The 23,310-nt window shown below is 43.7% G+C and carries 24 protein-coding genes; 20 read left to right on the top strand and 4 right to left on the bottom strand.

Annotated features, from left to right (window positions below; genetic code table 11):
* Positions 1-144 precede the first annotated feature (144 nt).
* The 4 genes from gloA2 to DR864_RS22175 are packed head-to-tail and all read left to right on the top strand — an operon-like array spanning position 145 to position 3,506.
* Positions 145-534 (top strand): SMU1112c/YaeR family gloxylase I-like metalloprotein, encoded by a 390-nt coding sequence (gene gloA2, locus DR864_RS22190; protein ID WP_114069028.1) that lies wholly within the window; start codon positions 145-147, stop codon positions 532-534.
* Between the two features lie 34 nt (positions 535-568).
* Positions 569-1,168 carry a ribosome biogenesis GTP-binding protein YihA/YsxC gene (gene yihA / locus DR864_RS22185; protein WP_114069027.1) on the top strand — a complete coding sequence of 200 codons (600 nt, stop codon included), beginning with the start codon at positions 569-571 and terminating at the stop codon, positions 1,166-1,168.
* The gene (locus tag DR864_RS22180) at positions 1,147-2,094 is read left to right on the top strand and encodes a 1-phosphofructokinase family hexose kinase (RefSeq protein WP_229599446.1); all 948 of its coding nucleotides are present in this window, start codon (positions 1,147-1,149) and stop codon (positions 2,092-2,094) included. Before yihA ends, DR864_RS22180 begins: the two co-directional genes overlap by 22 nt.
* Before the next feature lie 56 nt (positions 2,095-2,150).
* A complete protein-coding gene (locus tag DR864_RS22175; RefSeq protein ID WP_229599445.1) occupies positions 2,151-3,506 on the top strand; it encodes a 4Fe-4S binding protein in 1,356 nt (451 codons plus the stop codon).
* Between the two features lies 1 nt (position 3,507).
* Here DR864_RS22175 and DR864_RS22170 read toward each other — a convergent pair whose 3' ends face one another.
* Positions 3,508-4,083: a hypothetical protein gene (locus DR864_RS22170; RefSeq protein WP_114069026.1), complete on the bottom strand. Its 576-nt coding sequence runs from the start codon at positions 4,081-4,083 to the stop codon at positions 3,508-3,510.
* A gap of 94 nt (positions 4,084-4,177) precedes the next feature.
* A complete protein-coding gene (locus tag DR864_RS22165) occupies positions 4,178-4,720 on the bottom strand; it encodes an RNA methyltransferase (protein WP_114069025.1) in 543 nt (180 codons plus the stop codon).
* A 115-nt stretch (positions 4,721-4,835) separates the two neighbouring features.
* On the opposite strand from DR864_RS22165, the gene DR864_RS22160 reads away from it, so the two are divergent.
* From DR864_RS22160 to DR864_RS22120, 9 genes are all read left to right on the top strand, one after another.
* Complete coding sequence (locus DR864_RS22160) at positions 4,836-6,074, top strand: M16 family metallopeptidase (protein WP_114069024.1); 1,239 nt, start codon at positions 4,836-4,838, stop codon at positions 6,072-6,074.
* Positions 6,075-6,207: 133 nt separating this feature from the next.
* A complete protein-coding gene (locus DR864_RS22155) occupies positions 6,208-6,849 on the top strand; it encodes an O-methyltransferase (protein WP_114069023.1) in 642 nt (213 codons plus the stop codon).
* 20 nt (positions 6,850-6,869) lie between these two features.
* Complete coding sequence (locus tag DR864_RS22150; protein WP_114069022.1) at positions 6,870-9,077, top strand: LysM peptidoglycan-binding domain-containing protein; 2,208 nt, start codon at positions 6,870-6,872, stop codon at positions 9,075-9,077.
* Positions 9,074-9,637 (top strand): DUF3109 family protein, encoded by a 564-nt coding sequence (locus DR864_RS22145; RefSeq protein ID WP_114069021.1) that lies wholly within the window; start codon positions 9,074-9,076, stop codon positions 9,635-9,637. Before DR864_RS22150 ends, DR864_RS22145 begins: the two co-directional genes overlap by 4 nt.
* Before the next feature lie 32 nt (positions 9,638-9,669).
* Positions 9,670-9,999 (top strand): MGMT family protein, encoded by a 330-nt coding sequence (locus DR864_RS22140; RefSeq protein ID WP_114069020.1) that lies wholly within the window; start codon positions 9,670-9,672, stop codon positions 9,997-9,999.
* Between the two features lie 123 nt (positions 10,000-10,122).
* Positions 10,123-12,132, top strand: a complete 2,010-nt coding sequence (locus DR864_RS22135; RefSeq protein ID WP_114069019.1) for an OmpA family protein — start codon at positions 10,123-10,125, stop codon at positions 12,130-12,132.
* A gap of 168 nt (positions 12,133-12,300) precedes the next feature.
* Positions 12,301-13,110: a hypothetical protein gene (locus tag DR864_RS22130; protein WP_114069018.1), complete on the top strand. Its 810-nt coding sequence runs from the start codon at positions 12,301-12,303 to the stop codon at positions 13,108-13,110.
* A gap of 326 nt (positions 13,111-13,436) precedes the next feature.
* The gene (locus DR864_RS22125; RefSeq protein WP_229599444.1) at positions 13,437-13,616 is read left to right on the top strand and encodes a hypothetical protein; all 180 of its coding nucleotides are present in this window, start codon (positions 13,437-13,439) and stop codon (positions 13,614-13,616) included.
* Positions 13,617-14,324: 708 nt separating this feature from the next.
* A complete protein-coding gene (locus tag DR864_RS22120) occupies positions 14,325-14,717 on the top strand; it encodes a hypothetical protein (RefSeq protein WP_114069017.1) in 393 nt (130 codons plus the stop codon).
* A 93-nt stretch (positions 14,718-14,810) separates the two neighbouring features.
* Here the strand turns inward: DR864_RS22120 and DR864_RS22115 are convergent, their stop codons facing one another.
* Both DR864_RS22115 and DR864_RS22110 read right to left on the bottom strand, forming a co-directional pair.
* Positions 14,811-15,200: an HIT family protein gene (locus DR864_RS22115; protein ID WP_114069016.1), complete on the bottom strand. Its 390-nt coding sequence runs from the start codon at positions 15,198-15,200 to the stop codon at positions 14,811-14,813.
* A gap of 83 nt (positions 15,201-15,283) precedes the next feature.
* Entirely contained in the window at positions 15,284-16,048 is a 765-nt protein-coding gene (locus DR864_RS22110; RefSeq protein WP_114069015.1) for a DUF6089 family protein, read from the bottom strand.
* 419 nt (positions 16,049-16,467) lie between these two features.
* Here DR864_RS22110 and DR864_RS22105 point away from each other — a divergent pair, with 419 nt between their 5' ends.
* The 7 genes from DR864_RS22105 (at position 16,468) to DR864_RS22075 (ending at position 23,076) form a co-directional block, all read left to right on the top strand.
* Positions 16,468-16,941 (top strand): nuclear transport factor 2 family protein, encoded by a 474-nt coding sequence (locus DR864_RS22105; protein WP_205319152.1) that lies wholly within the window; start codon positions 16,468-16,470, stop codon positions 16,939-16,941.
* Between the two features lie 395 nt (positions 16,942-17,336).
* Positions 17,337-19,445: an elongation factor G gene (gene fusA / locus DR864_RS22100; protein ID WP_114069014.1), complete on the top strand. Its 2,109-nt coding sequence runs from the start codon at positions 17,337-17,339 to the stop codon at positions 19,443-19,445.
* A 143-nt stretch (positions 19,446-19,588) separates the two neighbouring features.
* Positions 19,589-19,894 carry a 30S ribosomal protein S10 gene (rpsJ, locus tag DR864_RS22095; RefSeq protein WP_028522456.1) on the top strand — a complete coding sequence of 102 codons (306 nt, stop codon included), beginning with the start codon at positions 19,589-19,591 and terminating at the stop codon, positions 19,892-19,894.
* A gap of 363 nt (positions 19,895-20,257) precedes the next feature.
* Complete coding sequence (locus DR864_RS22090) at positions 20,258-20,548, top strand: response regulator transcription factor (RefSeq protein WP_114069013.1); 291 nt, start codon at positions 20,258-20,260, stop codon at positions 20,546-20,548.
* Positions 20,549-20,791: 243 nt separating this feature from the next.
* The gene (locus DR864_RS22085) at positions 20,792-21,994 is read left to right on the top strand and encodes a hypothetical protein (protein ID WP_114069012.1); all 1,203 of its coding nucleotides are present in this window, start codon (positions 20,792-20,794) and stop codon (positions 21,992-21,994) included.
* An 11-nt stretch (positions 21,995-22,005) separates the two neighbouring features.
* A complete protein-coding gene (locus DR864_RS22080; protein ID WP_114069011.1) occupies positions 22,006-22,497 on the top strand; it encodes a hypothetical protein in 492 nt (163 codons plus the stop codon).
* Positions 22,498-22,530: 33 nt separating this feature from the next.
* Positions 22,531-23,076, top strand: coding sequence for a hypothetical protein (locus DR864_RS22075; protein ID WP_114069010.1), 546 nt, complete (start codon positions 22,531-22,533; stop codon positions 23,074-23,076).
* Positions 23,077-23,310 lie beyond the last annotated feature (234 nt).

The following is a 23,310-nucleotide window of genomic DNA, read 5'->3' as shown; positions in this document are numbered from 1 at the left end:
TTTTCAGGAATGTTCTTCAAGTCTGAGCACTAAAAAGTAGGAAAGACTTATTTTATTTCTCCACTTACCCCTTTTCCCTGGCTCTTTGAGCATTGAGCAAAAGTGGTTTACTTTACAAAATCATCGGTTTATACCTTTTTATTTATGCTATCACTTCAAAATATCCATCACGTCGCCATTATTTGTCGTGATTATACGCGTTCCAAACATTTTTATACCCAAATTCTCGGCCTAACGGTCGTAGCTGAAACCTATCGCGAAGCACGCGATTCGTACAAACTGGATTTGGCCGTTAATGGCTTGTATCAAATTGAGTTGTTTTCGTTTCCGAATCCACCAGCGCGTCCATCACGGCCCGAAGCGTCGGGGTTGCGGCATTTGGCGTTTAGTGTCTTGGATATTGACCAAACCCACGCCTATTTAGAACAAAAAAACGTGGCTTGTGAAGCCATTCGGGTGGATGAGCTGACCCAAAAGAAATTCTTTTTTATTGCCGACCCCGATGATTTACCGATTGAGTTTTACGAAATTTGAGCAATACCGCCCAGTTTCTTCGTAATTTTGTAACATGAAAATCAAAACGTCCGTTTTCGTCAAAAGCTCGGCCAACAACGAGCAATGTCCCAAACCCGACCGTCCGGAGTATGCGTTCATTGGACGTTCTAACGTGGGCAAATCGTCGTTAATCAACGCCCTCACCGAACGACGCGACCTTGCCAAAACCTCCTCAAAGCCTGGCAAAACCCAAGTAATCAACCACTTTCTAATCAACGACTCGTGGTATTTGGTTGATTTGCCCGGGTATGGCTACGCCAAGGTTTCCCAGGCTGACCGCAAAGTCTGGGGCGAAATGATTAATAATTATTTGTTCCAACGCGAAAATCTGATTTGTACCTTTGTGCTCATCGACAGCCGCATTGAACCCCAAAAAGTAGACTTGGAGTTCATGGAAAAACTCGGTAGCAATGGCGTACCTTTTGCCCTTATTTTTACCAAAACGGATAAACTAACCGCCGCTCAACTGCAAAATCACCTGTCTGATTATAAAAAGAAGCTCCTAGAAACTTGGGACGAACTACCGTTACTTTTTATAACCTCATCGGTGTCGAAGCAGGGACGATTGGATGTTTTGAAACAAATTGATGAATGGAATCAGCTAAAAAAATGAACATAACTACCCTCACCGTCAACCCTGCCATCGACAAAAGTACGGTCATTGACCGTCTGATACCCGAACAAAAACTTCGGTGTGACCCACCTCGTTTTGATGCGGGCGGCGGCGGCATCAATGTGTCCAAAGCCATCCGACGGCTGGGCGGTAAATCATTGGCCATCTTTACGGCGGGCGGCCCATCGGGGCAGTTATTGGCGGACTTGGTAAAACAAGAGCAAATTGACGCCAAAATCATCGAAACCAACGAATGGACCCGGGAAAATTTCGTCGTTGCCGAAACATCCACCAACGCCCAATACCGCTTTGGAATGCCAGGGGCCGCACTCACAGAAGCCGAGACACAAGCGGTTTTGGATGCTTTAGAACTTTCTGGGGCTAATTATGTAGTAGCCAGCGGCAGTTTGCCGCCTAAAATGGACGTTAATTTTTATGAAAAAGTAGCAGCTATTTCCAAAAAAATCGGTGCTCGACTGGTTCTCGACACTTCAGGTGAGCCACTCCGTGCCGCGTGTGACGAAGGCGTGTTTTTGCTCAAACCCAACATCGGCGAACTAGAAGCGTTGGTTGGAACTACCAATCTCCAAATGGACGACGTAGACGATGCCGCCCGCAGTCTCATCGGCGACGGCAAATGCGAAGTAGTCATTGTTTCAATGGGGCCAAAAGGGGCGATTTTAGTGACCAAAGACCTTTGCGAACACATCCCCGCTCCACCTGTGCAGAAGCGCAGTACAGTGGGCGCAGGCGACAGTATGGTGGCAGGCATGACGTGGGCACTCACGCAAGGACTTTCGTATCCAGAAATGCTGCGCTGGGGCGTGGCCTGCGGTTCGGCGGCAACCATGAACGAAGGCACCCAGCTTTTTTTGCGCGCCGACGTAGAGCGGCTGTTGGAGTGGTTTAAACGATTTGGCAAATAAATCACACCGACTGAGATTAGAATTTTGACTATTATTCGAAGGCTAACAAAATAAAAGTGAACGCCTACTTCCAACATATCAACGAAGGCATCCGCACCACCCTTGCGGGGATGAAGCTTACGCTCAAGCACTTATGGGATGCACGCAAGCGACGCGGAAATCACAGTATCCGCGAAAATGACTATTTTCAGCAACAAACTGGAATGGTGACTCTTCAGTATCCGTTTGAAACCATGCCCATCCCCGACAATGGCCGGTACCGTCTCCACAACGAGATGGATGACTGCATCGTTTGTGACAAATGCGCCAAAGTCTGCCCAGTAGATTGCATTGATATTGAGCCGATTAAGGCCACTGAAGAGGTAGGAAAAGCATCTGACGGCTCTCCCATTCGTCTTTATGCAGCGGTATTTGACATCGACATGGCCAAGTGCTGTTACTGTGGACTTTGCACCACGGTTTGCCCTACGGAATGTCTGACCATGACCAAAACGTTTGATTATAGTGAATTTGACGTTCGGGACATGAACTATCACTATTCAAACCTTACTCCCGAACTGGCCGCCGAGAAAAAAACGCTTTATGAACAATTCTTGCTCGAAAAAGAAGAGCTAAAAAAACAAAAAGCCTCTCCCGTACCCGCAGAAGCAATCGCTATGCCAGCGGCAAAACCCAAACCTGCTTTTGCACCCAAAAAGCCCGTTGCCGAAAGTCCACAGGTAGCAGTTGAAAGTGACGAAAACAGTGAAGTAATACCGAAACCAAAGCCTGTTTTTGCGCCCAAAAAGCCCGTTATCGAAAGCTCATCTTCTGCTGAAAACAGTGAAGTAGTACCGAAAACAAAACCCGTTTTTAAACCAAAAAAACCAGTTGTTGAGAATTCTCCCTCTGCCGAAACCAGTGAAATAGCGCCGAAACCAAAACCCGTTTTTAAACCAAAAAAACCAGTTATTGACGATTCTACAGCTACCGCTGAAAAAGCGACATCCATTGAACCCAGTGAACCTATTGCCAGGCCTAAACCTGTTTTTGCCCCAAAAAAACCAACTATTTCTCCCGTAGAAAACCAGGAGTCGGCTAGTGAAAAAGCTGAAATTAATGAACCAAAAGTAAAAGTCAGCGGTGTGTCGCAGGCAAGGCCCAAGCCCATTTTTACACCAAAAAAACCAGTAGTCGAGGGTTCACAGGGGCAGGCCACATTGGACAATTCATTAGCAAACGACGTTGCTCCACCCAAACCTAAGCCCGTGTTTGTTCCGAAAAAACCTACGGTGCCATTCGTGGAAGAGAGCATAGCGCCCGAAATTTCGGAGTCAGCGCCCCCCGAAACTAAAAATATCGATTCAGACGGGGTAAAACCCAAGCCCAAACCGATATTTAAGCCTACGATGAGGCCAAAAAAGGAAGAGTAAATTAAGCGCCCGTGGTCTCTGGAGGAGTTGGTGTGTCGGTTGCCTCAGATTTTGGCTTCCGAACGTATGCTCGCTTGACGGGAGTCGCTGGAGTTTTTTTAACAGGTGCTTTTGGCTTAGGCGCTGGTTTCACTTCAACAGGAGCTTCAACTGCTTCGGGTACCGCCACCTCTTTTACTTCATGATCCGTTTTTTTTGATGACTTATCTTTTTTGTCACCTTTATCCTTTTTTTTGTCTTTTTTATCCTTATCAGACTTCTTATCCTTATCGGCTTTTTTATCTTTATCGGCTTTTTTATCTTTATCTGATTTCTTGCCTTTGTCCGCTTTTTTCGCAGCTTTTTCAGCCTCTTTTGCTAGTTTTTCGGCGGTTTTTTTGGCTTTTTTGGCTGCGTCTTTTGCCTCTTCTTCTTTTGCTTTCGCCTCCTTTTTCTTAATTTTATCTAATTTCTTAGCAAGTTTTTCCGCTGCTTTCTTCACCGCTTTGGCTATCTTTTTAGAAACAGTTTCCCCCACAACGACGGCGGCAATTTTTTGGGCAATTTCGCTTGAGGCTTTTTTCTTTTCTGATTTCATGGGGATTTCGAGATTGTGTTTTATTGTAAAGTAAAAAATCTACAAATACATAACTAAATTTCCGTTAAAACAAAAATTTCAGGTTATTTTTATGTTAAGATTTTAACACTTTTGCGATATAATCCCAAGCCACAATTCCCGCACTCACCGATACGTTGAGGGAATGTTTGGTGCCAAATTGGGGAATTTCCAAACAAATATCGGCTTGGCTTACCACTTCTTCGTTTACACCAAATACCTCATTGCCGAGCACAAATGCATATTTTTGGTTCAATTGTGGCGTAAAATTCTGCAATTTTGTACTTCCTTCTGCCTGTTCAAGCGCCACCACCGTGTAGCCTTCCGCCTTCAATCGTGCCACTAAGCCCAATACATCCAACACATGTTCCCAAGCTACCGTGGTATCTGCTCCCAAGGCCGTTTTGGTAATGTCGCGGTGGGGAGGCGTGCCAGTTAGTCCGCAAAGATAAATTTTCTCCGCCCTGAAGGCATCGGAGGTTCGAAACACCGAGCCTACATTGTTTAAACTACGAATATCATCCAGCACAAATACAAATGAATGTTTTGGAGCAAGCAGGTATTCATCGGCCGAAAGGCGATTAAGCTCTTCCATTGATACTTTACGCGGAGAAATCATTACAAATTGACAGATTAAAATGGGAGTTTATCGGCGCAAAAATAGTCGGAATATACACGTCTGAAACCTCTATCCACCAAAAACTGTTATCTTTGTATAGTGACAAAACTTACGAATGGAAGAATATAACTTACACACGCTGCCCAATGGCATCCGTGTCGTACACAAACAAGTACCTCATACTCAGATTGCCCACTGGGGCATCATGCTCGACATCGGCAGCCGCGATGAGTTGCCGTATCAGCAGGGTTTAGCGCATTTTTGGGAACATATGGCCTTCAAAGGCACCCAAAAACGTAAATCATACCACATCATTAATCGTCTCGAAACCGTTGGCGGGGAGCTGAATGCCTACACGACCAAAGAGAAAATCTGCTTTCACGCCTCGCTGCTCGCCTCTCATAGCGATAAAGCGATTGAATTACTCTCCGATATTTCGTTTCACTCCATTTTTCCCGAAAAACAAATCGAGAAAGAACGGGGAGTGATATTGGAAGAAATGGCCATGTACCACGATTCGCCCGAAGATGCCATTCAGGATGAATTCGATGAGGTAGTATTTCAAAATCACCAACTGGGTAAAAACATCCTCGGAACGTCGGAAACGGTACGCTCTTTTGGGCGTAATGATTTACAATCTTTTATCGCGGCCAACCTTGATACCGAACGCATTGTCGTTTCGTTGGTGAGTAATTTACCCTTTAAGAAAGCAGTAAAACAGGCCGAAAAATATCTCTACGACTTGCCTCATTGCACCACGCAACGAGTGCGTACGTCGCCCGAAATTTATGTACCTCAAATCATCCAAACGCCCCGTGGCATGACACAGGCGCAGGTCGCCATGGGTCGCCCAGCCTACGCGCTGATGGATGAAAAGCGTCTGCCGTTTTTTATGCTTGTCAACCTGCTCGGCGGGCCAGGCATGAACTCCCGCTTCAACATGACGCTGCGCGAGAAATACGGCTTGGTTTATTCCATTGAAGCCAATTATGCACCGTTTTTGGATACGGGTTTTCTGGGTGTTTTCTTTGGTACAGAACCTACCAACCTAGAGCGTGCCATGCAACTCATAAATCGGGAACTTCGCCTGCTGCGCGAAAAACCGCTTTCAACGATTCAGTTGCGCAATTTGAAAGAGCAGTTGATGGGCCAACTGGCTATGTCGGAAGAAGGCAACCAGAGCTTCATGCTGATGATGGCCAAGAGCATTCTGGATACGGGCAAAGTAGATTCGTTACAGGAAATATTTGCCGAGATTGATGCGGTAACGGCTCCGCAATTGCAAGACATTGCACAGGAAATGTTTGACGAAAGTCAATGGAGCACCCTGACCTTTGTTCCAGAAAGTGATTGATTGAACAAAGAATCACCGATAAAATATATTCCAAATAAGTAACTGTAAGGAAGCATTTTAAGCGATAAAAACGGCCCAAGTATATCTTTTTAGCCGTTTTTTCGTTTATATTTGTTGAAACAACACTCACTGAATGGATTTTATTCCTGCAGCCATAGAAGCATACGCGCTGGCACATACGTCAGCCGAAAGCCCCTTACTGGCGCAACTCAACCGGGAAACCCACGCAAAAGTACTTCAATCCCGAATGCTTTCGGGACATTTGCAAGGCCGTCTTTTGTCGTTGTTTTCGACCATGCTTCGACCGCGTCGAATCTTGGAAATCGGCACCTATACCGGGTATTCAGCATTATGTTTGGCAGAGGGATTGACCGAAGACGGCGTTTTGACGACCATTGACGTAAACGAAGAACTAGAATCGTTTGTACGGTCTTTTTTTGAGAAATCACCTCTCGGGAACAAAATTGATTTCCGCATTGCCAATGCCGCTACACTTATACCAACCTTGAATGAGACCTTTGACCTCGTCTTTATCGATGCTGATAAACTTAATTACGGTTTGTACTACGATTTGGTGTTTGACAAAGTCCGTCCGGGCGGAGTCATCATCGCCGACAATGTCCTTTGGAGCGGAAAAATTGTTCAGACGGACAAGCGAATAGATAAGGATACTCAGGCCCTTTTAGACTTTAATCAGAAACTCCACAATGACCCGCGGGTGAGCAATGTGCTACTGCCAGTTCGAGACGGACTAATGATCGTGTGGAAACATTAACTTTTAGCGATTCCAAAGCAATGAAACGTACCTTAACCCTCATCACCTTCATTTCTTTCTTTGCCATTTCGGCCATCCAGGCGCAGGCACCTGCCGTTCCTACGGTTCCATCCAGCGTAGGCTTCGCCGGAATGAACGTTAAGATTGACGATGACGCCCGTGCCATCATCCAATCAGACGTGAAAGCGCTCCTCGGCAACCGCAAGTATTGGGAGTCCAAGCTCGACCGCTGCGTGATGTATTTCCCACTCATTGAAGGAATTTTGATTGACGAAAATATTCCCACTGATTTCAAATTTTTGGCTTTGCAAGAAAGTGGCCTTCAGCCCGATGCCGTTTCTGCCTCTAATGCCGTTGGATTTTGGCAATTCAAAAAAGAAACCGCCGTTGATTACGGTCTGCGCGTCGATGACATGGTAGATGAACGCAAAAATATTACCGCTTCCACCCGGGCAGCGGCGCGCTACCTCAAAAAAAGCAATACGCAGTTCAACAACTGGGTTGCCTCTTTATATTCTTATTATTTGGGCGCTGGAGGAATCAGCAAAAACATTCCCAGCGAGTGGTCGTATGCCAAGGAAGTTACATTAGATGGTAAATCAGACCGTTATATTTTGCGTTTTTTTGCACATAAAATCGCTGTTGAATCCGCCATTGACCGTTATCAATCTCCTATTCAAACGGTATTGCTCGAATATACGCAGGCCAAAGGCCGAACCTTACGAGATATTGCCTCGGAGTTAAGCATCGACGAAGCCACTTTGCGCAACGAAAACCGCTGGCTCAATGCCAACGAAATTCCCACTGACCGAGATTATACACTGATTGTTCCCGCAAACAGCGAGCAGCTTTCTGCCACCCGTACTCGCCTCTCGGCGGTTCAAAAGCCCAATCAACGCGATAATTTCGCCCAAAAAGACATTGGTTTCCCAGTCTTGGTTCGCGCCGAAGGCTACAGCAATGACTTATTATTGTACGAAATAAATGGCTTGCCAGGCATCATGGCTGGAGGCAATGATAACGTTGAATCGTTGGCCAGAAAGGCAAAAATCAGTTTTAGCAGTTTTTTACGGTACAACGAAATGTCGGAGCGCGACCCCATTGTTCCAGGAGACGTTTATTACTTAGCAAAAAAAGGCAAACGCGCCGTTGTTCCTTTCCACACGGTTCGGGAAGGCGAGTCGCTTTGGAAAGTTTCGCAAGTGTACGGAATCCGCTTAAAATACATTGTTAAAAACAACCGCATCGACAATCGTAATCAGCGCCCGCAAACGGGCCGAGTGCTTTGGCTAACCAAAAAACGGCCTCGCAACACCCCAGTTGAAGTCGTAGACATGCCGCAGGATGAATGGGTTCCGGGCAGTGGAAAATCGCAGCCTCGCCCAGCCATGCAGGAGAATACCCGAGAAAGTGCAACTCCGACCGCTTCCAACAAAATACCACAAAATCCATCGGAGCGTAAAGTTTACACGCCCAAGATGGCCGATACAACGCCCCCTGCCAAGTCTACGACCAATGAGTCAACGTTGGGTGGGGTAGAAGTAACGGATGCGGCCAGTCTGCCTAAGCAGAGCACCTCAACCACAACGCAACCCACGAAGCCCAATAAAAGAGCCCCTTCTTTTAACCCAAATGATGACGATCGGGTAGTGATTATTAACGACGAAGAGCCCGTAAGACAAACTACGGCAAACAAGCCAGCAAACAAAACCTCCGCTACCCAACCCGCACCGCAGACAACCTCAAAGCAGCAACCAGTTGTTAAGAATACAACTCCTCCTTCTACACCTAAAGAAACGGTGAAAGAAGAGCCTATTGTGACGACTGTAACGACTAAAACTGAAACGCCCAAACCCAAAACGACGACGCCACCCTCAGTACCAGCAACAAGCGGAAAAGTCATTAAACACGTAGTAGAACCGGGCCAAACTTTTTACAGCATCTCAAAGATGTATGACGTGACCGTCAACGATATTTTATACTGGAATAATCTCCCGCAGGATGCAAAGCTGCTGCGCGGACAAAAACTAACCATCCGCCCCGTAGGCGACACGCTCACTCAACAACCTAAAGCCGAAGAGTTTACGAATCATACCGTAGCCCAAGGCGAAACAATGTTTAGCATTTCTCAGAAATACGGAGTCAAAGTAGACCAAATCAAAGAATGGAACGGGTTGCCAGATACAGGAGTGAAACTCGGGCAACAACTCAAGATTAAAAAACAATGATAGTAATTGATAATACCGTTATCAGCGACGACATAGCTGACCATTTTTTCGTTTGTGAATTGTCTAAATGCAAAGGTGCTTGCTGTGTAGAAGGTGACTTGGGTGCTCCTCTTGAACTGGATGAATTGGCGCTACTTGAAGAAGTTTATCCCCACGTAAAGCCCTATTTGAACAAAAAAGGCATTGAAGCCATTGAAAAAAACGGACTTTACGAGCAAGATTTAGATGGCGACTATGTCACGACCACTGTCAATGGTAAAGAATGCGCCTACGCAATATACGACAAAAAAGGAATCCTTAAATGCGGCATTGAACAGGCTTTTCTGGACGGAAAAATCAATTTTCGTAAGCCCATTTCTTGTTATCTTTATCCCATTAGGATTACTAAATACGACCACTTTGACGCGCTCAACTACGACCGCTGGCATATTTGCAACCCAGCTTGCCACAACGGCCGTGAGTTGGGCGTGCCGATTTATAAGTTTCTCAAAGACCCGCTCATCACCAAGTACGGAAGCGCATGGTACGAAGAATTGGTCAATAAAATTGAGAACCAGTAACCTTACATCTTCAAAATCGAACAATTAAACCGTTGGAATCTAAAAACTTCTTTGATGATGTCTATGACGTAGTTCGACAGATACCCGTGGGGCGCGCAACGTCCTATGGCAGTATTGCGAAGTTTTTGGGGTCTAAATTGAGTGCTCGAATGGTAGGCTGGGCCATGAACGCCTGCCATGGAATGCCCGATGTACCCGCACACCGGGTTGTAAATCGAAATGGCGTTCTCTCGGGGAAGCATTTTTTTGGGTCGCCAACTGCCATGCAGGAGCTTTTGGAACAAGAAGGAATCGGGGTGGAAAATGACAAAATCAAGAATTTCAAAAACGTCTACTGGGACCCTTCTGCTGAACTTTTATAATCTCCCGAAAATATACCAATCCGCCACTTCTCCCTTGTTTTCCTTCTCTGCTTTTGTAAAAATTAGACTGAATAAGGTCATCGATTGGCACGAATAATGCAAGACTGAAAAAAAAGTGTTGTTATGCGTATTCTGATTCTGTGTTTTTTCTTAACGATTACAGCCTTGCGGGCATCCGCCCAAAACGAGCAATGGGCCTCGAAAATAATCGGCGTTTCTTCTGAATATACATCTGGTAATGGCCAACAATACCGCGCTGTTCAGGTCTTGGGAAAACCTAACAAACTGCCCCAGGGCGAAACAGGGGCCACTGCTTGGCGTCCCGAACAACCCGATAAGGGCATAGAATGGATAAAAGTAGGTTTTGAAACCCCACTTTCCATTCGGCAAATTGCTATTGCGGAGAATTTCGGAGCAGGATGCATCACCACCATTTTTGCTTACGATTCCCAAAACAAAGAATACAATATCTATACAAGCAAACCTGAAACTACCCAACGCGGGGCAGGGATTTTGCGAGTCTGGCTCCCCAAACTCACCGAATATAAGGTGGCTTCGCTAAAAATAGTGCTCGATACGAAGCGCGTTAAAGATTGGAATGAAATAGATGCTGTTGCCATTTCGGCCTCTGAAACCCCCATTGAAGCATCCATTAATTTGGCAAAAAATGTTCCAAAAGAACTAAAAAAAGAGAACCTCGGAGCAAATGTCAACTCTAAAGCAAATGAGGTAGCACCCGTTATTTCTCCTGACGGCAAAACCATTTATTTTACCCGCTACGACCACCCCGAAAACTTAAAAAACAGTGAAGATTATGATGTATGGTTTGCGGAGGAAAAAGAAGGGGTATGGCAAAAAGCCCGTAACATGGGCACCCCCGTCAACAACATTCGGGAAAATTCCATTTGTTATATTTCTCCCGACGACCGCACCGCTTTGTTGATGAATATTTACCGCCCCGACGGTACGCTGTCGAAGGGGGTGTCGGTCAGCCGTAAAAATCGAAACGGCTGGACTTTCCCGCAGGAAGTGCGCCTTCAAAGTTATGTCAATGAGCATTCTTTCTCGGGGTTTTATATCAGTCCGAACGGGAAAGTGATGGTCTTATCTTTGCAAGATGCCAATACCAGAGGCGGTGCCGACCTCTACGTGTCTTTTCTACAAACCAACGGAACATGGTCAGCTCCCGCCAACATGGGCGCAGGCATCAATACCGCCGATGACGAATTTACGCCCTTTTTGGCCACCGATAATAAAAGTTTATACTTTACCTCCAACGGCCGTAGTGGCTACGGCGAGATGGATATTTACGTAAGCCGCCGGCTAGACGATAGTTGGACCCAATGGTCGGAGCCTGAAAATTTGGGGCCTGCTTTCAACACTTCTGATTATGAGGCTCATTTTACGATTCCTGCCTCGGGAGCGTATGCTTATTTCTGTTCTTCCGAAAACTCACTGGGTGAATTTGATATTTTTCGGATAAAACTACCCGAATCTGTTCGGCCTATCCCCACGGTCATGCTTCAGGGTAGCGTGATTGACCAAAAGACCAAACAGACCGTGGCTGCCGAAGTGATTGTAGAGGATTTAGACCAAAAACAACCACCCCAGCGCATTGACTATGACCCCGCCGTGGGTGATTTTAAAATTGTGTTGGATACCCAAAAACAGTACGGCCTTACCGCGCAGCGGAAAGGATACCAAGCAGCAGGTACGATTGTGGATTTGACGAAAGAAAAACAATACCGCGAAATCCGTCGCGAAATTGTTTTGACACCCATCGAAATTGGCCAAAAAATAACCCTCAACACCATACGTTTTGCCCAAAGTAAATTTGACCTTCTACCCTCATCTTTGCCCGAATTGGACCGAATTGCGCAAATGATGACCGAAAACAACAGCATGGAAATTTTGCTCGAAGGCCATACCGACAACGTGGGTAACTTTGAAGCCAACGTCCAATTGTCTAAAGACCGGGTGGAAGAGGTAAAACGGTACTTGACCACTAAAAATATCAACGCCGCACGCATCCAAACCAAAGGCTACGGCCCCACGCGCCCCGTTGCACCCAATACCAGCGAAGAAAGTCGCAAACAAAACCGACGCGTGGAGTTTTCCATTCTAAAAATATAACTGTTTCTAAGTAGTTTAGTGGATAGGTTTTACGTTTTACATCAAGGTACACCGACTAAACGTTGGTGTATATTTTTTTTCCTAAAAACGAAAACCCGCCTCGGCAGCGTTGTTACTTATGTTATTCATCCAATGCACTGCCTAGCAGAATCGCCAATTATTCGCTCAATGAAGAGACTTACCCTACTATCGCTATTTACTGTTTTCGCCTGCGGCAAAAATCAAGCGCCTGCTCCCCTCCCCGTACCGACCCCGGTTTGCAATATAAGTAGTGAAACTGGCGTCAATAATACCTATAAACTGGAATACCTATACGGCGCCTCGGGGTCGCCAGAGGGGGTGAATGTATCCATCAAAAACACAGCCGACGGGCAGTTGAAACCAGTAAGTACGGCTCGATATACCTACGAAAACAGTCGACTGGTGAAAGTAGTCGACGGAGCGGTCGAAGAGACCTTAGAATATGCTCCCAACGGTGCGTTAACTCGCCTCACGGTGGACAAGACCATTGAACCCGCTTACGTTAATTATACCCTGTTGTTTGAAACAGACGCCAACCAACGAATCACAAAGGTGACGGATTCGATGGGCAAACGAACAACGATCAAACGAGACACCAAAGGGAATATTACAGAAACACTTACCACCGAAATCCAAACTGGAAAGGAACTCTATCGTCTCGAATTCAGTGAGTACGACAACAAAAAATCCGTCTACGACTCTTTCAAAGGCTGGTCATTCAGTGTATTAGGCTACTATGCCGAATATATCAAGTTTCCGCTTTTTACCACGGGTGCGGGCGGCAATGCAGGCAAACGCATTGACTATGTGGCAGGAAAATCCTTCAGCGAGACTACCTATACCTACACCTACAACGAAAACGGTTTCCCGCTGACGGAACAATCCTTTACCCGATTTTCAGACGGCTCGGGGGTAGGGACCAACAGCCGAACTTTTGTGTACGCAGATTGTAAATGAGAACACCCCTAAACTCCATTTTCTTCTTGGTTCGGAGGAAATCAATCGGTATTTAACTCCGTCTACCAAATAATCGTGGAAGTTCAAATCCAAAGCTACCAAAGTCGACAATGAGTCTAAGATTCGGGAAGCGGAAAGCTTGGTAAAATATCCAGAATTTTTCTTGCAGAAGAAGAAGGATTTAAAGATACTTGTGCATTAAATATGAATCGAATTTAGTGCAATGCTGCTATACGGCAACCAATTGGTTATCAAGCCAAAACAATATAGTAACATTGCATCGAAGGACACGTTGGAACGTAAGAAACTTTGACGTTAACAATAAAATGGAAAAATTAGTAGGTAATAAAGACTACTCTAAAATGACACTTGACGAATTAGTGTCAGAGGAGAAAAAAAAGAAATCACAAAAAATCCCAACTGCTTTGTTCATAGGTTTTTTGGTTGGTATCGCTATTTGGTCGGCAACGCATAAAGGAGGTTTTTCCTCACAGCTGGTTTGCTGATTTTTGCTTTGATCATTGGTTCCAGGTATTCAAAAAACCTGAAAGGCATTCAAGCGGAAAAAAGCCGCAGAGATACTGGTCGGTAATTAGCTTTGAAGCACTCCTTGGTAAAAGTTATCTCTCGGACAAGCCAATCTTGGGCTTCCATTTCTGAGTCTTAGCTGATAGAGTATACACCCTAGTTTGGGAGATTGATAAGAATGAAACAAACCGAGACATATCAAATTGAATCCCAGTGGCACTGGTATTTTTTAGGTGACAAACCGCATTTTAACCAATTTTGATTTGGGTTAGACAGCAATAATCAGCTTTGGCTCATTCCTGAGCCTACCAACTTTGTCCAATCGAAAATACTGTTGGTATTGGAAAAAAGTATGGTGGTCTAATACAGACAGAGTTAGCCAAAGTCGAAAAGCAGTCAGATAATCGGTTGAGTATCGGCCTACAAATGTATTTAAATGTGTTCTCAGTCTTCCTGCTTCGGGTTCAGGGGTGGAACTTTACTGTATCCGATTTAAACGTAGACGATTATGCTTTGCTCACACCGTACAAAAATGGCTCAGTATTTTTTTTGCATAAACTATAATCTTGTGCCCTCTGTACAGACGTCCTACTAAAACAAGTGTGTGCAGGTGTGAACTATAAATGTTCTTTGAGTAAATCACTTCTATAACCCTTGAGTACATTAGAACCATAAAAAAATCAAAAATGCCTTTCGAGTTTTTAAGCCCAATTGATATTTTAATCAGCACTATCTTATTTTTTACTTTTATATTGCCATATACAAAACGAAGCTATTTACAATTTCAAATTGATAAAATTAGGGGCGTAAATGATTGGCAAAATTTTGTAATGTGGTTTACAATAGGTAGATTTTTTGAGAGTTTGAAAAGGACCTCCCAACCATGGAAATTCACAAAAAATATTAAGGAAATGAAGGAAAACACGCAACTAAATATCCACAAAACTATCAAGCCATTGGCAACCGATTCAGAAGAAGTGTTACGTTTAATAAATGACCATAAAAAATACACAACACTCACTGTTATTACCTTTGCAATTTGTGGATTGTACTTATTCATTTCTATTTTTTTTAAATAAGTAGAATACGCTCATGTAACTATCTTATTATGAGACGTTTTACAAACTTACCCCTTTGCAATTCTAACGAGTTGCCCCCCCAATATCCTTACTTTACAACTTCTCCCGTATTTTCGCAGCAATCTCCGCCAACTCATCCTGACTCATTTTGAGCTTATTATTGAAATTCATATCTGCCATGCTATTGAGCGGAATCAGGTGAACGTGGGCATGAGGCACTTCTAATCCTATAACGGCTACTCCGATGCGCTTACAAGGAACTGCTTTCTCAACGGCGGCAGCAACTTGCTTCGAAAATTTCATTAAACCTTCATACAGGCTATCTTCCAAATCAAAAATGTAATCTATTTCCTGTTTTGGAATCACGAGGGTATGGCCCGCAGCGCATGGAAAAACATCAAGAAATGCCAAAAAGTCTTCGGTTTCGGCAATTTTATGGCAGGGTATCTCACCTTTAACAATACGCGTAAATAAAGAAGGCATAGTTTGTAGGTATAAAAATGGAAGGACACAAAACGGTAATCTTCCAGCAAGTATAACAACAAAATAGCACAACTAAAGACCCGTTAACGCCATTTTCGTCGTATACTCTTCCGCTGAATTCCGAGCCGATACGTTCCAGTGAGGGTAACCAATTGATAACCATCGTTTCTACTGGGATTTCCTGCTTTGCTTATCCCATCAACATAGTCGCTCGTGGCAATCCTAAAAGAGGCTTCAACTCCCAAATTGACGCTCGGCGACAGGTCAAATTTCATCCCTCCTCCAAACGCAAATGCCAAATGCCAGTGTGCATATCGGGCATTTTTATCATGCTCAATTCCTTCCAAAATGGTCGCATAGGGCGAGTAAGTCTGGGTAAAATCGGGACGGGGATTGGTGTAGACAACTGTCGGGCCAGCAAAAAAATACGGCGTATAGACGGGCTGATAGCCATAATATTGGCGATAATAAATAGGATTGATGTCAAAGTAATCCCATTCGATCAAAAAAGCATTTTCAACAAATCGGGTGTCGATACTCAAATTTCGGGATGCGCGATTAGGATAATTACTGTCGCGACCGCTGAATTTACCGACTTGAAAATTATAACGGAAGGCAAAATTACTGGTGTTTATGTATTTACGAACAAATCCATGGTAGCTGAGATTAAATTCTTTTGACACGAGATCCTGTTGATTTAAATCTCCTAAATACCCAACCGCTCCCAAGCCTCCTCCTACCTCCCAGCGATTTTCAGCCTGTCCGCAGGCAGCGTGTCTATTTAAAAATAACAACACCAAAATCCATACAGCCCTTCTTAAAGGGCGGAAAAAAGAATAGTCTTTCATTAATTCAATAAAATCATAGGGTAAACAATCATTCTTGTCGGGTGTAGACGAACAAAAATAATACCAAACCTTCCCTCACTTATTTTATTAAAACCTTCGTTTTCATTTGCAGTACTAAACCTATGCTTTGTGTACTACAGGCCACTACTTCCAAATCCAAACCTCCAAAAAGGCTTCATGTTTCTAACACCCTGCTGAAAATATCCCGAACGTGTACTGCCCACGATTGAAAAGTTTTAAGTTAGATTTCAAAAAACTAAATAAACAATAAAATTTACTTGATTATCAATCAGTTATCTTGATTTTATATTTGGAAAATATCATTATTATTTTTAGTTTTGTTAGATGCTCTTTTCAGGATATTTAGCCATGAATCATTGGTGATTGTTAAGTTCTTTAACATTTTAACTATCCATAAAATGAAACAATTTTTGACACTTCTTATCTTGGCATCCTTCCTCTTTACTTCATGTAAAACCAGTTTTAGCAAAAAGGAAACACAAAAAGGGATGATAACTGAAACAGGAAATAATACGACCAACCTCACACTTGCCGCAGTGGAAAGGTTCAATGCAGCCTTCAATCGTCACGATGTTGATGCTGTAATGAATGCGATGACAGAAGACTGTATCTTTGAGAATACCAATCCACAACCAGACGGCACCCGATTAGTAGGGGCTGAGGCCGTCAGGGCATATTGGGGAAAGTTTTTTGCTAATAATCCAGACGCTTTTTTTGAAGCGGAAGAGACCTTTGCCAACGGTGACCGCTGTGTGGTCAGGTGGATCTATCGCAAAACGAAGGATGGAAAGCCTTGGCATTTGAGAGGAGTGGATATCTTCAAAGTTCGAAACGGAAAGGTGGCGGAAAAACTAGCTTACGTAAAAGGCTGATCGTATAATTTAAAAAAAACTCCACTTCCTGAAAGTTATACGCTTTCGAGAAAAGAAACCACGGCCCAACCAAGTGCTTGAGTATACATTCATTAAGGTAGTTGAAATAGCCCGTCGGACTGCTTGCTGTTGGGTTGTAAGCATCCAGCCCTGCACCTTTTTGGCTAAAACCCTCAAACTTTTGCTCAACTACTAAAAACAGTGCTCCCAATTTACAAATTTGTATAAATCTAAGTTTGCTTTTCCCACACAAAACCTCTAATTTTGCGCTCTGATTTTCAGAATGGTACCGTAATTTGTGCGTATATGCCTAATATTGAGGCAAAAAGCGTTCTGCATATCATCACAAATCAAGGAACTTAGACTTAACAGATTTAATAACAATCACAAAAACCATGGCACGTGATTTAAAATTCACAAGAAACATTGGGATTGCTGCTCACATTGATGCTGGGAAAACCACCACAACGGAGCGAATTCTATATTACGCAGGGGTAAGCCACAAAATCGGTGAGGTACACGATGGTGCCGCAACGATGGACTGGATGGCGCAGGAGCAAGAGCGCGGTATCACGATTACTTCAGCTGCTACCACAGTAGATTGGCAGTATAGAGATCACAAATACCACATCAACATTATTGACACGCCGGGCCACGTTGACTTTACCGTAGAAGTAAACCGCTCGCTTCGCGTATTGGATGGTCTTGTATTTTTGTTCAGTGCCGTTGATGGTGTTGAACCTCAATCTGAAACCAACTGGCGTTTGGCCAACAATTATAACGTAGCGCGTTTGGGCTTCGTTAATAAAATGGACCGTTCAGGAGCTGACTTTTTGAACGTTTGTAAGCAAGTAAAGGAAATGCTAGGTAGCTACGCAGTGCCTTTGCAATTGCCTATCGGCTCTGAAGACCAATTCAAGGGGGTTGTTGATTTAATTAACAACCGAGGCATGATTTGGAACGAGCACGACAAAGGAATGACCTACGAAATCGTTCCTATTCCTGAAGACATGGTGGAAGAAGCCGCAGAATGGCGTGAAAAACTACTTGAAGCAGTAGCGGATTACGACGAGTCGTTGATGGAAAAATACTTTGAAGACCCAGAGTCGATCTCAGAAGAGGAAATCTTGAAAGCATTACGGGCCGCCGTAATTGATATGAAAATCGTTCCTATGCTTTGTGGTTCATCTTTCAAAAACAAAGGTGTTCAAACCATGCTCGACTACGTGATGGCGTTGTTGCCTTCACCGTTGGATAAAGAAAGCATCAAAGGTACCAACCCTAACACTGGCGAAGAAATCGCTCGTAAACCAAGCGTTACCGAGCCTTTCTCAGCTTTGGCGTTCAAAATCGCTACTGACCCTTACGTAGGTCGTTTGTGCTTTATCCGTGCATATTCAGGGGTATTGGAAGCAGGTTCTTATGTCTTGAACAACCGTTCAGAAAACAAAGAACGTATTTCTCGTATTTTCCAAATGCACGCCAATAAGCAAAACTCTATTGAGCGTTTGGAAGCAGGTGACATCGGTGCGGTAGTAGGTTTTAAAGACATCAAAACGGGAGATACCCTTTCTGATGAAAAACATCCTATCATTCTGGAATCAATGGTTTTCCCTGAGCCAGTTATCGGGTATGCCATTGAGCCTAAGAAAACAGCAGATCAGGATAACTTCTCGAAAGCCATCGGTAAACTCATCGAAGAAGATCCAACCCTCCAGGTTGAATCTAACGAAGAAACTGGTCAAACCATCATCAAAGGGATGGGTGAGCTTCACTTAGAAATCATCATCGACCGTATGCGTCGTGAGTTCAAGGTAGAAGTAAACCAAGGTGCGCCGCAGGTAGCTTACAAAGAAGCCATTACCAAGAGTGTTGAACACCGTGAAGTTTATAAGAAACAAACGGGTGGTCGCGGTAAATTTGCTGATATCGTTTTCGAAATCGGGCCACGCGATGACCACGAAGAAGGTCAGGAAGTGAAAAAAGGTTTACAATTTGTAAACGAAGTTGTAGGGGGTGCTATTCCACGCGAATTTATCCAACCAGTTCAAAAAGGATTTGAAGCCGCAATGGTTAACGGTCCTTTGGCGGGTTACCAGTTGGAAAGCATGAAAGTGCGTCTTTTCCACGGCTCTTACCACGATGTTGACTCCGATTCACTTTCGTTTGAATTGGCCGCGAAATTAGGCTTTAAAGAAGCCGCTCGTCTGGCCGGTCCGAAATTATTGGAACCAATCATGGCGGTTGAAGTATTGACTCCTGAAGAATACACTGGTCCAATCACAGGTGACTTAAACCGTCGTCGCGGTATTATGAAAGGCATGGACTCGCGCGCTGGTTCACAAGTAATCAAAGCTGATGTGCCTTTGTCAGAGTTGTTCGGTTACGTAACCGACCTGCGCACCATGTCGTCGGGTCGTGCTACTGCCAACTTGACCTTCTCGCACTATGAATTCCTGCCAAACAACTTGGCGGAAACCGTGATTGCAAAATCAAAAGGATAGTAAATCAGTTAGCAGTAAACAGTTTACAGTCAGCAGTTCTAAAGATTATATTCTGTTTACTGCCAACCTAAAAATATTTCCTGTCGGAGTTAATGGCTCTTTCGACGGGATGTTATCAAAACAATCAGAGCCACCTTATCACAATGAATCAAAAAATTCGTATCAAACTGAAGTCATTTGACCACAACTTGGTGGACAAATCGGCGGACCGCATTGTAAAGGCGGTGAAATCAACGGGTGCTGTGGTTAGCGGCCCGATTCCATTGCCTACAGAAAAGCAAATCTACACGGTACTTCGCTCACCCCACGTGAACAAGAAATCACGTGAGCAGTTCCAACTTTGCACCTACAAGCGCCTGATTGACATTCACTCGTCAAGCGCCAAAACCGTAGATGCTTTGATGAAACTCGAATTGCCAAGTGGCGTTGATGTTGAGATTAAAGTTTAATGATAAGGTTTCCAACCACCAAGCCGACTTCGAAAGAGGTCGGCTTTTGTTGTTTTTAGGGGCAAAATGACCCTCTTCCCACCCCCAAAACCGTTTGATAAGTTTTTAGAATATTATTTGTAGCTCTTCACAGGCTTACTGTATATTTGGCGCAATTTATGCGCAGGCGTATCGTATTCTTACCACACCGACAATACGAGGCTTCCGCATCTCACCCTACTTTCTGATAAACAATGTTGACAGCCTAGCCCAAAAAGCTGTTTGTCAGAATGATATCCCATCCCCCGGATTCATAAATAAAGTTGACTGACAAATAGTTGATTTGGTGTTTAAAAGAACATTCTATAAACAACAACCAAATACATGACAGCCAAACAACAACCCGAATACTTCGAAGAATTAGATGCATTAGAAATATTTCTTCTCCGTAACAATACACTCCTTACGCATCAGGAACTAAAAGTTCTTTATGCGGCCATGAGCGGCAAAACAAATGCTGAAATAGCCGAAGAGCTATGCCGCTCAATCGCTACTGTCAAGACCCACAAAAATCACATCATCCGAAAATTGGGCTTAAATGGAAAAGATGGTTTTCGGCGCTACTTGCTCAAAATGGCTCACATTGGTTTTAAAGAAAAGAAAAATCAACCCTAGGGTGGAGAAAAATCAAACTTTGGGTGGAGGCGAGATAAAAATATTCTGCAGAATTTTGCCCCTGACTATTGCGCATAGTTCAAAAAATGAGAAAGCCCCGCTTCAGTTTGGCCGCCGGGCGGAGCTTCTCTTGGGAGTTTAAACAATTTTTTAATCATTTAAACCAGTGTAAAAGTATGAAAAAAATACAGACTTCTTTTCTTTGTCAAAAAGAGTTTTTCTTTAATTGCACTCCTTTTTTGGATGGTATCGTGTGATAAAACAGAAAATTTTATCGTACATAATAATGAACTATCAATTGGAGATGCCAAAGCATGGTTTGAACAGACGCACATTAAAAATGCCAGAAAAGGAGAAAAAGACACAATATTTGACAGACGCATCAACTGGGATTATGCCTTTGATTATCAATTCAGTCCAACTCAAAAAATTGTTGCATTACCAATTGTTCACCATAAAAAGGGAGATACACCATCCGGTTACAAGCAACTTTGGATTTATAAAGATAAAAGCGGGAGCAATAGAGCTGTGATTGCTGAGTATGTATGGCAATTTGATAGGAAAAACAAAAGTGAACTTCTAAATCGCAAGTTTTCCGGTTATGTGCTCTTTAGAGATTGGGACAATAATTTATTGGGAGGCTTTTCAATAAAAAATGACAAAATCATAGCAGGGGTTACAGAATTTTCCTTGTTGAAGGATGTAAAATCAAAAAAGAATGGACGTCTTAATAATACTACTTGCTATTGGGCTCCCAATTGCCGAACAGCTTATGTAGGTGCAGTTTACGAAGGGCAGGAAATACTAGTTTCCGTGCTGGATTGCAGTAATATAAATTACGTTTGTGTTTATACGGAATCTTTAGGGATTAATACAGGAACCACCCCACCCCATTGGATCCCTATTTCAGCAGCTCCTAATTCCATTAGCCTTTTCCCCAATGATTTTAAATATGAAATAATCCCTAACAAGTGCTCGGGTTATGAGCGAATGTGGCAGATTGGGTATAGAGATAACAGCCCGATGCTTACCAAAGAAATAAGTGGTTTTCTGACCGATGATAATCAGATAATCATCGCACCTACTTTTCCAAATAATTCGACTATTTCTCACTTTTCGCCTACATACTATGATAATCAAGGGAGAGTTATTCTAAGCTTTAGAGACGAGCAAAAAAATATCATTGTATATGACTATTCAACCAATCCAGACGATCCCACTATCCAACAATACGGAATTAAGGGAATGATCCATACCCATCCCTATTGCAATGGCTCTTTTTTTGGTGCCCCTTATCTAGATGACCAACCAAGTCCACAAGATTATACCATGGCAAACCATTATTATGGATTTGAACAGTATATCGTATCGTGTAGTAACATAATAAAGTTTAATGGCACGGGATCCCAATCAATAACAAAAACCCAAAAAATAAACTGTCAGTAACTCATTTTCAAATGAATTATCCTTTTATGAAATGTGCTTTTTTGAGTCTCCTGATGCTGATAGTGTTGCGGGGAGCTGCTCAGCCCGTGCCGCAGATAACACTCCAAAATCCCGAACTCGAACAAAAACTCCGGCATTACATTCAGGAGTCACGAAACAAAGGTTTTTTGCCCGACACCTCGGGTATCGTAGTGCTTTCTGCCGGTGGACTTCTTGATGAACTACCAATGCATCTGATGGCCATCCGCCAAACTCCCCCTTCTATGTTTAAAAAACGGGTAATTCCTGCCTGTTATACCCTCATCGACGGGGCTTTGGTGCTGATACGGTCGGGCTTTGAGTTGGGCTTTCAGTATCCCAAGGCATTTCATCAAGCCGTTGCTCGGCTCACCAAAGGGTACTACACGCCCAAGAGAGGGCGGCGGGTGGTTGCGCCCAAAAACATCAAAGAGGCCACCACCCACATCGAAGGTGGTATCTACAATGGCACTTTCATCAAATGATACTACCTGCTGCACCAAAACTTTTGCAATACCATGAAATTCAACCTGTTATTCTTTTTTGGGGTTTTAATCCACCTCCCTGTGTGTGCGCAATCTGTCCCTCAGGTGACTGTAAAAGACCGTGTTCATCTCAAACTCTTCGAGGATTACATTGCCGAGTCCAAACTCAAACAGATTCTTACCGACAGTACCGGTATTGTATTTGTGACCTACGGACGCACCACCCAAGGATATACCATTCATTTAGAGGCCATTAAAGAACAACAAAGTTCCTATTTTATAAAGAGCAGTATTTGTATTCCTACACAATACACTTTCATTGATGGCGTACTGGTCCTGTTCAGCAGCTCGTATATGTACAATGCGCAATTTACTGCGGCCTACTTGCAAGCCGTAGATACACTGGTAGAAGGCCGTTTTAAAAGACTCGAAGAAGAAAATGGATGGGCGGTAAAATGGGAAAATATCAATGGGCAACTTGTTAAAAACAGATACTTTTTTAAGGGAGATTCAAACAGCAAGCTGATTACCTATCCTTTTGACGGTAGGGAACGCATCATCCAAAAAATGTTAAATTAAAGTTTAATGACTAAGGTTTCCCATAACAAAAGCCGACTTCTTTCGAAGTCGGCTTTTGTTGTTTTAGGGGTAAAATGAGCCCCTGCCGCCCCCAAAAACGTTTGATAACTTTTTAGATTATCCTTTGTAACCATCCACAGGCTTACTGTATATTTGGCGTAGTTTATGCGCAGGCGTATCGTATTCTTACCGCACCGACAATACGGGGCTTCCGCATCTCACCCACCCTACTTT

Source organism: Runella rosea (assembly GCF_003325355.1).
Taxonomy (GTDB): Bacteria; Bacteroidota; Bacteroidia; order Cytophagales; family Spirosomataceae; genus Runella; species Runella rosea.
This window is presented reverse-complemented; position numbering and strand designations above follow the sequence as displayed.